The 14259-nt window shown below is 54.0% G+C and carries 11 protein-coding genes; 8 read left to right on the top strand and 3 right to left on the bottom strand.

Annotated features, from left to right (window positions below; translation table 11 throughout):
- The first annotated feature begins 466 nt into the window (after positions 1-466).
- From ACIPZG_RS05640 to ACIPZG_RS05670, 7 genes are all read left to right on the top strand, one after another.
- Entirely contained in the window at positions 467-1819 is a 1353-nt protein-coding gene (locus ACIPZG_RS05640; protein ID WP_400639522.1) for an MFS transporter, read from the top strand.
- Between the two features lie 75 nt (positions 1820-1894).
- Positions 1895-3250, top strand: a complete 1356-nt coding sequence (locus tag ACIPZG_RS05645; RefSeq protein WP_400639521.1) for an OprD family porin — start codon at positions 1895-1897, stop codon at positions 3248-3250.
- Positions 3251-3675: 425 nt separating this feature from the next.
- Entirely contained in the window at positions 3676-4974 is a 1299-nt protein-coding gene (hmgA, locus tag ACIPZG_RS05650) for a homogentisate 1,2-dioxygenase (RefSeq protein ID WP_336084915.1), read from the top strand.
- 14 nt (positions 4975-4988) lie between these two features.
- On the top strand, positions 4989-6284 hold the full coding sequence (gene fahA, locus ACIPZG_RS05655) for a fumarylacetoacetase (protein ID WP_336084917.1): 1296 nt from the start codon (positions 4989-4991) through the stop codon (positions 6282-6284).
- Positions 6284-6922, top strand: a complete 639-nt coding sequence (gene maiA / locus ACIPZG_RS05660; protein WP_336084919.1) for a maleylacetoacetate isomerase — start codon at positions 6284-6286, stop codon at positions 6920-6922. Before fahA ends, maiA begins: the two co-directional genes overlap by 1 nt.
- 47 nt (positions 6923-6969) lie before the next feature.
- Positions 6970-8337, top strand: a complete 1368-nt coding sequence (locus tag ACIPZG_RS05665) for an MFS transporter (RefSeq protein ID WP_400639520.1) — start codon at positions 6970-6972, stop codon at positions 8335-8337.
- Between the two features lie 471 nt (positions 8338-8808).
- Positions 8809-9765 (top strand): MBL fold metallo-hydrolase, encoded by a 957-nt coding sequence (locus tag ACIPZG_RS05670; RefSeq protein WP_336084923.1) that lies wholly within the window; start codon positions 8809-8811, stop codon positions 9763-9765.
- A 539-nt stretch (positions 9766-10304) separates the two neighbouring features.
- On the opposite strand, the gene ACIPZG_RS05675 is transcribed toward ACIPZG_RS05670, so the two are convergent.
- Complete coding sequence (locus ACIPZG_RS05675) at positions 10305-10733, bottom strand: DoxX family protein (protein ID WP_400711155.1); 429 nt, start codon at positions 10731-10733, stop codon at positions 10305-10307.
- 179 nt (positions 10734-10912) lie between these two features.
- On the opposite strand from ACIPZG_RS05675, the gene ACIPZG_RS05680 reads away from it, so the two are divergent.
- The gene (locus ACIPZG_RS05680) at positions 10913-11704 is read left to right on the top strand and encodes an IclR family transcriptional regulator (RefSeq protein ID WP_336085080.1); all 792 of its coding nucleotides are present in this window, start codon (positions 10913-10915) and stop codon (positions 11702-11704) included.
- 180 nt (positions 11705-11884) lie between these two features.
- On the opposite strand, the gene ACIPZG_RS05685 is transcribed toward ACIPZG_RS05680, so the two are convergent.
- On the bottom strand, positions 11885-12934 hold the full coding sequence (locus tag ACIPZG_RS05685) for an EthD domain-containing protein (RefSeq protein WP_336084925.1): 1050 nt from the start codon (positions 12932-12934) through the stop codon (positions 11885-11887).
- Positions 12927-14123 (bottom strand): MFS transporter, encoded by a 1197-nt coding sequence (locus ACIPZG_RS05690; RefSeq protein ID WP_400639519.1) that lies wholly within the window; start codon positions 14121-14123, stop codon positions 12927-12929. The genes ACIPZG_RS05685 and ACIPZG_RS05690 overlap by 8 nt, the downstream gene beginning before the upstream one ends.
- Between the last annotated feature and the right edge of the window lie 136 nt (positions 14124-14259).

A 14259-nucleotide genomic window follows, 5' to 3' on the forward strand; every position in this document is an offset into this window, starting at 1 on the left:
GCTAGCAGCGAAGTAACAATATTCTTAAGCGCTACGGGTCTGAATCCACAGCAAATGCCATGAAAAGTGCAACGCTTTTACAGCGTTGTTTTGGTCTGCGCTTGTCCAAAACGACGGAAAAACACGCCGTCTTAGGCCAATTTAGTCGATCGGCCTCCCTTCGCCTTGTAAGACGTAGGTCACCCCACTGGACTGTCAGCCTGTCTATCTCAAGCGCTTTGGGGAGCGTCTTTGAGCCGTTCTGAAGGGCCATCAAACGAAGTGAACCAAGCCGATTAAGGCCGCGGGGGCGCGCCTGAATGGGGGTCGGACTTATGGAATTTGCAATTGACAATATGATTTGCTATTGGCAAATTCAGCCCCGCGGTTCCGGCTTACGCCGGATTCGGCACAGCGGAGGCACGACTCCGGCAGGATGCCCCGAGACGCCTTCAAAGGTCGTTGAGATAAAAATAAGAGAGTCACGATGATGAATACGCAATCTATAGGCACGCCTGTGGGTCAGGGAGTGTCGGCATCCGGTGAGGCGCTGCTTTTTCGTAAGGTTTTACGGCGGTTGCTGCCATTCTTATTCCTTGCCTACTTTTTTTCTTTCCTAGATCGAGTAAACATTGGTTATGCCAAGCTTCAGATGCAGCCGCTACTGGGTTTTACTGATTCCCAGTATGGACTGGCTGCGGGCATATTCTTTCTGGGATACGCTTTCTTTGAGATTCCAAGCAATCTGCTGATGGAGAAAACCGGCGCGAGAGCCACGCTGACCCGCATCATGGTGCTGTGGGGTATCACCTCAGCGTTGACTATGTTTGTATCAACCTCACTGCACCTCTACATTCTCAGATTCTTCTTGGGTGTATTTGAGGCAGGGTTCTTTCCAGGTGTAATTCTCTATCTCAGCTATTGGTTCCCCAGCTACATGCGTGGACGGGTAACATCCCTCTTACTTTTAGCGACACTGGCAGCACCAATCGTCGGCGGGCCGATTTCTGGTCTCATCATGCAAAACATGGAAGGTATTTACGGCTGGGCAGGTTGGCAGTGGATGTTTTTGCTTGAAGCACTACCCATCATTTTCATTGGGATATGCTGCTTCTTCTATCTCAGTGATAAACCGTCCCACGCCACTTGGCTGACTGCAGAAGAAAAAGCCATTCATCAAGAAATTATGGTTCGTGATAGCGCCGCTAATGTGAGTGCCGGTGGTCATGGTAAGGAAGCGATTTTCTCGGCGCTGACAGATCCTCGAGTCTATCTTTTGGCATTCCTGGCGTTTAGTGCATATTGCGGCTCATATGCATTTAACTTTTGGCTTCCTACCATGATCCAGCAGATGGGCATAAAAGATGTTTCAACCATCGCGCTTTATGCCGTAGTTCCTTTCTCGATGGCGGCTCTAGGGATGCTGGTGATAGGGCGGAGTTCTGATCTGAGGCGGGAGCGTCGCTGGCACTATGCTTTGAGTATGATTTTTGCGGCAGTGATGTTGGCAGCAGCCAGTATTTGGCAGCACTCCCTCGTCGTTTCACTACTGCTCCTGGGCTTGGCAGGTTTTGGCTTCAGCGGCGGTGTCACTGTTGCATGGGCGCTGCCTGCGACGTACCTAAAAGGAAGAGCGGCTGCGGCAGGCATCGCGCTGGTCAGTTCACTGGCAACGCTCAGCGGCTTTGTTGCCCCATGGCTAATTGGTGTCGCACGTGACTTGACCGGTAGTAGTAGTGCAGGGCTAGTCAGCATTAGCGGTATGATGCTGCTTTCAGCGCTTGCCATGATTTTCATCATCCCAAGTCGAGCAACATACGTCGCACCTAATCCGAACTGAGAACACTCATGTCAGCCACCTCGCTCGGTGGTGATGGCGTTCGTCGTGTGTATTATAAAAACAAGAAGATTAATCATGGCAAAAATTAACAACGGCCTTGTGCCACTGATGGCCATTGCAATTGCAATGGCACATACGGTACTCGCGACAGCTGCTGAAAGTAACGGGCTGATCGGTGATAGCCATCTGGATGTACTGGCAAGAAATTTCTACTTCAATCGAGATCTTCGTAACGGCTTATCTAACAATTTGGGTCGAAATGCATTCAAGCCGGCCGATGAACGTAATGGTTATCGTGAAGAATGGGCGCAGGGCTTCATAACAAATTTTGTATCGGGTTTCACTCCTGGCTTGGTGGGGGTCGGAGCTGATGGTCATTTACTTGCGGCCTTCAAACTAGACAGCGGAGGAGGGCGAGCGGGCTTGAATCTTCTCAACGTCAACAGCGAGGGGCATCCTAGTGACAGCTACGCTGAAATCGGAGGGTCACTAAAAGTCCGCGCATCTAAAAGCGTGCTTCGCTACGGCTCACAGATGCCGGCCACGCCAGTTTTCGCGGTGAGCACTGTCAGACTACTTCCGGCGATTGCAACTGGGTGGTCGTTGAATATTAATGAAATAGACAATCTAAATATTGACGCTGGTCGCTTTACATCCATTAGTGGCGTGGATTCCACTAATAGTGATGATGACCTGACTACGGACTATGCGGTAGGAATTCACTCCAAGCGAATTGACTATCTGGGGTTAAACTACAAAGAGGGTGAGTTTTCTGCCAGCATTTACGGCTCAGAACTTCGAGATGTATGGCGTCAATATTATTTCGGTGGAAAATATAGGATCGTCCTTTCTCCTGATCGGTCTGTGTCTTTCAACTTTAACTCATATAGAACTACCAGCTACGGTGCGGAAAATGGTGGGGAAATTAATAATTTCGCTTGGTCGCTGATGTCAGGTTATAGCCAATCGGGTCACACCTTTAGCGTAGGTTATCAAGCCTTGTATGGCGACGAGCCACTTGATTGGGTGGGCTTTGGAACGATGGGAGGAAACGTTCTCATGGGTAACGCGGTTCAGTACGCGACTTTCACTGAAGCCAACGAAAAATCTTGGCAGATCCGCTACGACCTTAATCTGGCGGCTTACGGGGTACCTGGGTTGGCGTTCATGACGCGCTATGTCCGTGGAGATGGAATGGACAACGATGGGAGTTCCAACACCCGGTACACGGCCAGGCACATCTACGATGATGACAAGGACAACAAACACTGGGAGCGCGATATCGAGATCAAATATGTCATTCAAAGCGGGCCCGCAAAAGACCTATCGCTGCGGTTACGGCAAGCGACTCATCGCGCCACCACGGGTTACCGATACCTTGACGTAGATGAATATCGATTCATTGTTGAGATGCCTATCAACGTGTTTTGAGCCGTTTGGATTCCCCCTCCGCACCTCACTTTGAGTCATTGACACCCAGCTGGCGATTGCACTCAGTGGGACGATAGGTCAGCGCAATGCTGATCATCTACATGCGCAATCAGCGATCGCCAGCCGATGATGCTGGCGAATCGCACTCAGCTTCCTGGTCGTCCCATACGCCTCCCGAGCGCATACCCATATGACCATCGCTGACAGCCTTGGGGGTAGTACAGAGCTCTCTCCCGCCCAAGGCGGGGGTCTGAAGTGTCTGCCAGCCCTCATCCTGAGTCCCTCAAATGTTGAGAAAGATCCGACTGCGTTGGACTGTCAGACGCGATCTCACCTGCGACGCTTGACCGCACCTCATTACGGATTTACGATTTGCGTAATCGAGTTACGAAAAATAAAACGCACACAGCGACGCAGGAGGAACGATGAGCACCAACGACAGCGGCATCGGGTATCAGTCAGGATTCGGCAACCAATTTTCCAGTGAAGCAATCGCGGGCACGCTGCCGATTGGCCAGAACTCCCCCCAGCGGGTAGCTCATGGTCTCTATGCGGAGCTGTTCTCTGGCACTGCCTTTACGATGCCTCGCCATGAAAGCCGTCGTACTTGGATGTATCGAATCCGTCCATCTGCATCCCACCCGACTTTCAAAGCGATTCCTTCACCTATCCCAGAGGGTAATTTGGCACCAGCCAACCCCAACCGTATGCGTTGGGATGCGCTTGAAGTGCCGGCAGAGCCTACTGACTTCGTGGACGGCCTCCGCGCAATGGTTGCGAACTCCAGCCTGGATCATCCCAGTGGAATCACAATCTTCCATTACGTAGCAAATCGTTCGATGGAGCGAGCGTTTTACAGCGCCGACGGCGAGCTCTTGATCGTGCCTCAGTTGGGTAAGCTTTTGCTCGTGACTGAGCTGGGACGTATTGAGCTGCAGCCGCTGGAGATTGCTGTCATCCCTCGTGGCATGAAATTCAAGGTGGAGCTGCTCGGCGCATCGGCCCGCGGTTATATTGCCGAGAACCATGGTGCTCCGTTGCGACTACCCGACCTGGGGCCAATCGGAAGCAACGGCCTGGCCAATCCTCGCGACTTCCTCACTCCAAATGCTTGGTTTGAGTCCGAGCAATCGCCAACTCGATTGGTGCAAAAATTCCAAGGGAGCTTCTGGGAAGCTGAACTGGATCACTCGCCGTTCGACGTGGTCGCTTGGCATGGCAACAACGCTCCGTACAAATACGACCTGCGACACTTCAACACCATCGGTTCCATAAGCTTCGACCATCCAGATCCATCCATTTTCACTGTGTTGACTTCCCCCACGAGCGTTCCTGGACTCGCGAACCTTGATTTCGTGATTTTCCCTCCTCGCTGGTTGGTCGCGGAAAACACCTTCCGTCCGCCATGGTTCCACCGCAACCTGATGAACGAGTACATGGGGTTGATCGAGGGTGAATACGACGCCAAGGCTGATGGCTTTACCCCCGGTGGCTCCTCCCTGCATAGCTGCATGAGCGCTCACGGCCCAGACGCCCAAACCTCCGAACGCGCCATGGCAGCCAACCTGGAACCTCAGAAGCTTGATGGCACCATGGCCTTCATGTTTGAGACACACCAGGTACTCCGCCCTACGAAATTTGCGCTGGCTAGCCCCGCGTTGCAGGGCAATTACGACGCATGCTGGGAAGGCATCGCTGGAAAATTTGAAAGCACAAATTCCTAATTGAGAGAGTAGTGATGAACAGCTGGGTAACTTCGGCCAATGGCCATCCTGATTTTTCGCTGGCCAACCTGCCATTCGGTGTTTTCAGCGTTCAAGGCGGCGAGCGCCGCACTGGCGTTGCTATCGGTGACTTCATCTATGACCTTAAAGTCGCCCTCGAAGCTGGCCTGCTGACCGGCGCAGCTGAGGCAGCGGCGGAGGCTGCGGTAGGCGGATCACTCAACAGTTTCTTCGCCCTGCCACGCCAAGACCGCAAGGCCTTGCGTGAGCGTTTGATTGAGCTGCTCGGCGAGAACGGGGCTGAGGTCGAAATTCAGCGCCAATTCGGTGATCGATTGCTGATCGAGGCTTCTCGCTGCAATCTGCATGTGCCTGCTCGCATCCAGGACTACACAGACTTTTACGTTGGCATCCATCACGCCGAAAACGTGGGCAAACTCTTCCGCCCGGACAATCCGCTGCTGCCCAACTACAAATATGTGCCAATCGGCTACCACGGCCGTGCATCAACCATCGTTCCGTCCGGCCAGCCTTTTGTACGTCCTTCAGGGCAAATCAAGCTTCCTGATAGTGATGTTCCAATCCATGCACCTTCCCGCCGCCTGGATTATGAGCTCGAACTGGGTCTTTGGATTGGCCGTCCTAACGGTCTGGGCGAGCCGATCGACATCCGCGATGCACGCGAACATATTGCTGGATTCTGCCTGTTGAATGACTGGTCGGCCCGCGATATTCAGGCCTGGGAATATCAGCCGCTGGGCCCATTCCTTTCCAAGAGTTTCGCGTCGACCATTTCACCATGGGTCGTGACTGCCGAAGCACTTGAACCTTTCCGCACGGCCCAGCCTGCTCGGCCGTCCGGTGACCCAGCTCCGCTTCCTTATCTGCTGGATGAGGAAGATCAGAGCACGGGTGCTTTTGATATTCGTCTCGAAGTTCTGCTCCTAACCGCAAGCATGCGAGAGGAGGGTGCCGCACCATACCCGCTCAGCGCAAGCACTACGCTTAACATGTATTGGACGTTCGCGCAGATGGTGACTCATCACACTGTGAATGGTTGCCAGCTTAACCCGGGTGACCTGTTCGGTACCGGCACGCTGTCTGGGCCCACCACCGAGTCGATGGGCTCTCTGCTAGAGATGACGCAAGGCGGCAAGCACCCTATAACGCTTCCAAACGGTGAAAGCCGGACGTTCCTCGAGGACGGTGACGAGATCATTCTGAGAGCTCGCTGCGCTCAAGATGGCATTGGGTCGATCGGCTTCGGTGAGTGCCGTGCGGTGGTTCTCCCTGCCCGGGAGATCCGTTGATGATCCTTTACTCCTATTACCGGTCGACGTCTTCGTACCGGGTAAGGATTGCTCTGGAACTGAAGGGGCTGTCGTATGACGTTTGCCCCATCAATCTGATCAAGGACGGCGGAGAACACCACTCCGCTAGCTATCTGGAGATCAACCCCCAAGGCCGCGTGCCTGCCTTGGTAGATGAGTCGGTTCGGGTTATTCAATCACCGGCGATTATCGAATACCTGGAAGAGGCATACGCTGACAAGCCGTTGCTAACTGGTAGCCCAGCAGATCGAGCGTTGGCGCGCTCGATTGCAGGCATCATTGGTTGCGATATCCATCCTCTACACAACGTGTCTGTGCTGAACAAGCTACGAGCGGCTGGACACGATGAGGCCTTCGTCAATCAGTGGATTCAGGACTGGATCTATAGCGGCTTCCAGGCAGTGGAGGCCCTGATTGGCGAAAACGGTTGGGCACTCGGTGAAAAGCCTGGTCTCGCTGACGTGTACCTTTTACCGCAAATTTACGCGGCCCGTCGATTCGGCTTGGATCTGACTGAATTCCCCCGAATTTCGAGGGTTGAAGCACTGGCCGCGGATCATCCAGGGTTCCAGCGTGCACATCCTGCGAACCAGGTCGACACACCGCCTCCGACGTAAAAAGAGCAATTCTTACGTGGCCTCACAAGAATAATCGGATTGCCATGATGAATAACCAGATTGAAGCCTTCCGTGCGGCATTGGATCAACGACCGTTTTCTCGGTACCAGTTCCGTACACTTGTTTTACTGATCCTCCTGCTCGTCTGTGATGGTTACGATGCCCAGCTTCTGGGCTTCGTAGTCCCTAACTTGGCGCAGGAATGGGCTACCCCGAAAGCGGCGTTCGGCATTGTGTTCACATGCAATCTGATTGGCCTTACCCTGGGTTCACTGTTCCTTACACCACTCGCAGATCGATTCGGGATCAGAAAAACCTTACTGTCCTGCGTGTTGTTGTTTGCTGGGCTTACGCTCCTGTCCGCTTGGGCACACAACATCGAAACCCTAGCGGTGATTCGCTTCCTGTGTGGAGTCGGCATGGGTGGCGCTATGCCGAGTGCGATGGCGCTGATGGCTGACTACGCACCGCCTCGCATGAAGACATTCTTTGTGACTTTGGCGGCGTGTGGCTTTTCGTTCGGTGGAGCCGCTGGTGGCTTTGTCGCCGCGAGTATGATGGAGCATCACGGCTGGCAAAGTGTATTCATCGTCGGCGGGGTAGCGCCATTGGTTCTGCTGCCATTCCTTTACCTATGGTTGCCAGAGTCCTTGGCGCGGCTGTTTAGTGCCAAGCATCTTGGCCAATCGCTTAAGAGGATGCTTGCCACTCTGGTACCTCAGTGGACTCCACCGGCGCCTGTTCTTGAGCACGGCAAAGCACAGAAGGTGACTATCGCGGATCTGTTCCGCTACGGTTATTTGAAGCCAACCATCTTCATCTGGTGCACGTGTGTATCTACCTTCATCCTGCTCTATTTCACTATCAGTTGGTTGCCTACGTTGCTATCGGAGGGCGGTTTCTCTACTAGCGCGGCGAGCCTTGCAACATCCTCCTTCCTTGCATCAGGAACGGTCGGCGCTATCGCGTTCTCGTACCTGGCGGATAAGGTCAAGAAAAAAGTCTGGCTACTCGGTAAAATCATGGCGGTCTGCGGTATTGCAACCGCTGCGATCGGCTACAACCATGGGATACCTACGCTGACTGTCTTAGCCGTGATGATCGCTGGCTTCTGCCTGATCGGTGGTCAGTTGACGTTGAACGCACTGATCAGCAATTTTTACCCCCCTCACATCCGTGCGACCGGTGTAGGTTGGGGATTAGGTATCGGCCGTTTAGGTTCGATCTCTGGGCCATTGATCGGTGCCATGCTCATCTCAATGCAACTACCGCTCAGTACCGTGATGCTCATCGCCGCGATTCCGGCAATAGTAGCGGCGTGCCTTATCGTGAACATCTCTCATCCGGACACAGCTTGCGAAAAAAAGATACAAGAGGTTGATAGCCTCCGCCCGACATCTTTAGCTTCCAAATAATCAGGTCTGCGGAAAGTTGTAGACAACTGCTAGATTAACCTCGCCCTGTCGCGTCTCTGATGCGGCGGGGTTTTTTTCGTTTAAAAAGATCAAGAGGTTTCGCTGCAGAATGCCCACCGTACGTCTACAGTGTCTATTGTATGATTGTTTGCCAAGCTTCCTAACGATCTGAGGAGTTTCCAACCTGAACACCTCCAAGGAGGCGGAGGTAGGCATTGAAGACAACCATTCAAAGGAGCCAGCGGCTGAAAGCTTTTTTCAGCCGTTTGGCGAATCATAGGCGACTCTGAGTCAACACTCTTGCGAAGGCTGCTGTATATATAAACTCTGTGTAGCGGATTAGGATGAACTCAGGACAGTCGCTCAAACCTATCGTCAGCTGGGCGCTTAGTTGGCCTGAATAAGGCGCCGAGCATCAAATGACATTGAAGCGGCCGATATGTTCTACATCTAATTCTAAGGAGAATATCCATGGCCAAAGCCTTTGCCTCTTCGACTGACACCGTCGACAAAATTGAAACGCTGGAAGTGATTGCTGACGGTGTATATGCCTTGACCGCCGAAGGTGATCCAAACGTTGGCGCCATCGAAGGTGAAGATTTCCTGGTTTGCTTCGACGCACGCGCTACTCCGGCTTCGGCTTACACTTGGCTCAAGCAGCTCCGCGAACACACCGACAAGCCTGTGAAGTACCTGATCCTGAGCCACTACCACGCCGTGCGCGTGCTGGGCGCCAGTGCTTTCGAGGCTGAGAACATTTTGGCCAGCACTGCCACCGCGAAATTGATCGAGGAGCGCGGTCAGGAGGACTGGGATAGCGAGTTCGGTCGTATGCCGCGCCTGTTCAAGAACCCAGAAGAAATCCCAGGACTGACTATCCCCAACATTGTCAGCGACGATTACACCATCGAGCTGGGCGGGGATCGCGGTACTCTGGAAGTTAAATTCCTGGGTCGTGGCCATACTGCGGGTGACCTGGTCGCTTGGCACAGCAAGAGCAAGACTCTCTTCGCCGGCGACCTGGTTGAAGCAGAAGCTGCACTTTACACCGGTGATGCCTTCCACTTCGACTGGGCGGGTAAGACCCTGGATGGCGTCAAAGCCTTCCGCGCCGAGAACGTTGTCGGTGGTCGAGGCGCAGTTGCCAAAGGCCTCGAAGCTTCGGATGCCGCCATTGAACAAACCCGCTCGTTCATCAACGGGATGCTGGAGCATGTTGGCAACGCTCACCGCAACGGTGGCACTGTCAAAGATGCGTTCGAAGCAACTCACAAGGCCCTTGAGCCGCAATATGGCCAATGGCCGATCTTCGAACACTGCCTGCCGTTCGACGTTCAGCGGGTCTGGGACGAGTACGAAGGCGTTGAGTGGCCACGCGTGTGGACTGCTGAACGCGATCGCGAAGTGTGGGCTCTGCTGCAGGGCTAAGGCTCACGCCTAGTTTCCAACTCCTTTGTTTAGGGACAGCTTGAAGTTTTGACGGCTATGAACATCGTGTTTTGTCCCCACAGAGCGGCCTAGGCCGCTCTGTTTTTTTGGATGTAAATTATCTCCCATCCCATCCAAATCCACCGTGAACAATTTGATGAGCATCGGCTTCACAGGCAGCGAAAAATCCTACGGATGACTTTCACACACCCGTCTGGGTTCACCTCACACCTTTTGCCCGAGCCAATCGACCTAACTGAGCCCAAGTTCCGTTGCGAGAAATAGCTTCCGTCTGACGTTTGATCAAGAAGCAAGCTCCATTTCCCCGCAGACACTGAACTCTGATGCTTGCCAAGGTCACGCTCCATATTGTCAGGCAAAGGTCTGAACCACGGCGCGCGTGCATTTCGTCACCCCCGCTATCTCGTTCGGCCATGTAGCATCCTGGTTCGAGACCTGAGAGATTTTGTAGATGACTCTCTTTATCTCTAGCCAGTATCAGACCCTGTACAGGATGGGGTCTGATACCGATAGCTAAGTCATTTTGACAGTCGGAATACCCCTAGCTGCCCAGGGCCGACAGCGTATAGAGCCAAGAAACCACCTGCGATGGCTACGTTCTTATAGAAATGAGTAAACATGGCCATGTATTGCTCCGGAGGTACCGACCAATACGCATGACCGATGAAGCCCGTTACGAGGGTATAGGCGGCGAAAAATAGCGCTAGAGGTCGGAAGCACACCCCCAGCAGTAACAGGAGGGCGAGGGGCCCCTCGATCGCAATGGCTACGACAGCGAACAGCGTGGGGAAGGGGGCTCCTACTTTGGCCATCGATGCGATTGTCTGATCCAGGTGCATCACCTTGATTACAGCGAATATCAAAAACAGAGCGCAAAGAAATACTCTCGCGATTACCGGTGCTAGGTTCATGCTAGCGGAGGGCGAGTGGGGCTTCGCATAAATCATTCAGCTTCTACCTTGAGGAGTGGTTCAGAAGCGCCAGCGAGTGGGGCAGTGCTTCGCCAGCGGGATAGCCAGGCGGCCATAGGAATTTTGTTATGCGTAATCAAATTACGCAAATGATAATTTGCAGCTCGTTCGACCAACGCGCTATAAAGCCGGTTTACACGATAAGAGTCCGGGCTATGGAAAATGTGCCAGCTCCAGCTGCCGCAAATAAACAGACGGTGAGATCTGCGGAGGTTGGGACTGAGATTCTGCGCGCGCTTGCCCAGCTCTCACCGTCCACCTCTCTCAGTGCGTTGGCCAAATTCATCGACATGCCGGCGGCCAAAATACACCGGTATCTACAAGCGCTGATTACAAGCGGGTTCGCCGAGCAAGATGAGCAAAGCAGCCATTACAGGCTTGGCCGTGAGGCTCTGTATGTAGGGTTAGCGGCGCTCAGCAGTGTAGATATCTACCGAAGTGGCGGCAGAGCCCTCGTGGAATTGCGCGATGCCATTGAAGAGACATGCTTCTTAGCAGTTTGGGGCAGCGAGGGAGCAACGGTCATCCAGGTCGAGCCAGCCCCCAGGTCTGTGACTGTCGTCACGCAGATTGGATCGGTCTTACCGATCTTTCGGTCTTCGACGGGACTCGTTTTTGGCGCCTATCTGCACCACCTTGATTTCCAGCATTGGCTCGACAAAGACACCGCCCAGCACAAATCGTCAGACGCATTGCGCAGGGAAGATATCGAGGCGCAACTCGCCGGCGTGCGCGACAAGCGTATGTGCTCGATCCGCGGGCTGTTTATGCCTGGAATCAATGCTCTATCGGCACCAGTCTTCGACGCGTTCGGGAACATCAAGGGTGTGCTTACAATAGTCGGGTCGGTATCAAGCTTTGCTGCTGAGCTGAACAGCTCTCAAGCCCAATTACTGGATCAGGCTGCCAGGCAATTGAGTGCAGAGCTCGGGTATCGTGAGGAGTAGATGCGCTCATGACGGAGCGGAAGCGGGTGTAGAGCTCGTGTGCAGGCTGGGTGAGTGCATTAACGGTTGTCTTGGATCTAAATGCCACGCTCTCGATCTGATGCCACAAATGCGTGGTAAGTGGCTCAGGTCGAGAGCATGAACTCGATAAGTGAAGGCGGCACCTTCACCGTATGGGAATCACAGCGAATCGAACACGCTGAAGGGAGTAGGTTGCTCTTCAATCGCGGTTGTTTTCTCGAAGATGAGCCGATTGACAATTGTCATGCTGACTGACGTCCACCATTCACCAGCACTGGTGTCGATCATCAAACCCTCGTCTTTAGCAATCGCTTGATAGTCTTCGCTACGGAGGAAATCCTCCAGGTCGTTTAGGCTTGCGAAGCTGAGCAAACTGACCCCGTCGAATTTGCTCGCTTCAGGGTGGTAGAAAGCCTCACCGGGTTCTGTTGGGCCAATGCTGTGTAACTGAACATAGCGTCGCACCAGGCCACCGGTATGCTGCATGAAGGTCGGAGCATGTTCATGCAACCACCAGTGTTGAAATTGAGCGCGGGTGGTTCCGACCTTCCGGACGTGTAGCTTGACCAAGGTGATAGGCTCGTTGTCCGAGGTGCTTGGCAAGACGATGTACTGCTTCGCGGGGATTGGCGCAATGTTTCGGAACATCGCGTGGTCTTCAGGAGCGATCTTGTTTCGCACCCGCTCATTTCCGAACACAACTGCCATATCTTCCAGTCGGGCGAAGTGTAGGTACGCCACTCCGTCCCATGATGGGCGGTGATACGGCGGCACGTGCCCAACGATCGTAGGCCACAGCTTTCCGTGTTCATCAACTGGGAACTGATAGGGGGGCGCATTGAAGCTGGTGGGGCCCGGAGCGAATCGGTGAAGCTGGTCGTACCGCAGCAGACGCTCAAGAGACTTGTCATCCGATTCTTCAACGTGCACGAATCGTGGGCCGTGAACCTTGCGCCAGTATTCACCCCAATGCTCGAAGCTGAGATTCGGATCGCCCTCAAGCGCGTTTTTAGAAGGATCGGCCGCAGGATCCTCGATGACGTTGCCATCATTATCAAGGCCGAAGCCCTGCGCACGGCTGCGCTCATTCAGCGGCGTGTTATCTGACCGGGAAAGGAGTGAGAACAATACAGTCAACGGTGCCCGCTCGGCCAACTTGGGCTCGATGTATGGAGTGCGTAGCAGGCGATCGTGTGTGGTGTTAGGCATAACGCTGTTCCCGTTTCGGTACATGGTGAAGATAGGTGACGGCCAGGGCGGCAATTCCTGAGACTGCAGCAAAGATGAACATGCCTCGGGCGCCGAAATTCGTGAATGCGAACGTGCCGATTGCCGCGCCTACGGCCATACCGGCCATGGCTCCAGCCATCATAAGTCCGTTCAAGCGGCTTCGTGCTTGAGGGTCAAGGCTGTTGATGATGCTCTGATGTGACACCAATCCAGCTTGTACACCCAGGTCGAAGAGCACGGCACCCACAGCTAGCAGCGCAAGGCTGGGCGGAAGAGCTGCCATGGCTACGAAGGAGACGATCACCAGAGCGCACCCTGCTCTGATTGCGATTAGAGGCCCACGTCGATCTGCCAAGCGACCGAACAGGGGCGCTGCTAGAGCACCGGCTGCGCCGGCAATACCGAACGAACCTGCTACACCAGCCCCCAAGTGGAATGGTTCCGCAGCAAGCACCAGGGCAAGGCAAGACCAGAAAGCACCCAAGGTAGCAGCCAGCAGACCTTGGACAATCATCGCCAATTTCAAAGCCCGGTGTTCTACCCAAAGCGTCCACAGACTCGCGAGCAATTTTGTGTAAGGCGTGCGCAGAGGAGCAGGGGTAGGAGCCAGCGTCAGGAATGTGATCAGGATAACCACCAACATCAGCCCGGCAGCTAAGAATTGCATCTCTCGCCAGCCAAAGCTGTCCGCAACAAACCCACCAAGGGTGCGAGAGAGAAGGATGCCAGTAAGCAGCCCGGTGGTGACCATCCCCACAGCATGGCCACGCGACTTCTCTGGTGCGACATGAGCCGCAACGGGAATGAAATCTTGGCCTACGCTGCCAAGCAGGCCCACGACCATACAAGACACAAGCAGGATATTCAGGCTTGGTGCGGTGGCGGTAGCAATGAGGGCCAGAACCAGGATCAGGGATTTGATGATGATCAGCTTGCGCCTCGAGATCACATCTCCGAGGGGAGCCAAAAGAAGCATGCCCAGTGCATAGCTGATCTGGGTGAGGGTGGGAACCCAGCCGATTTGCTCAACGGTGGCGCCCAGATCGGACTTCACCAATTGAAGACTGGGTTGGAGATAGTAAACGTTCGCCACACCGAGGCCTGAGCAGACCGCGAGCAAGAACAGCTCGACGTTCAGGGGCAGCTTTGAGGGGGTTACAGCGTTCATGTTGCTTCGTATCTCGTGTTACGACGGCCCCCTGACGCAGGGAACCTTGTTGTGCATATGCTATTGACGAATTTGCTTGAGATATACCATGCTGTGATCGCAATAGAGTTGACTATTGGTCGTCAATCGGATGTTT

The sequence above is a fragment of the Pseudomonas sp. NPDC089395 genome (assembly GCF_044749525.1).
Taxonomy (GTDB): Bacteria; Pseudomonadota; Gammaproteobacteria; order Pseudomonadales; family Pseudomonadaceae; genus Aquipseudomonas.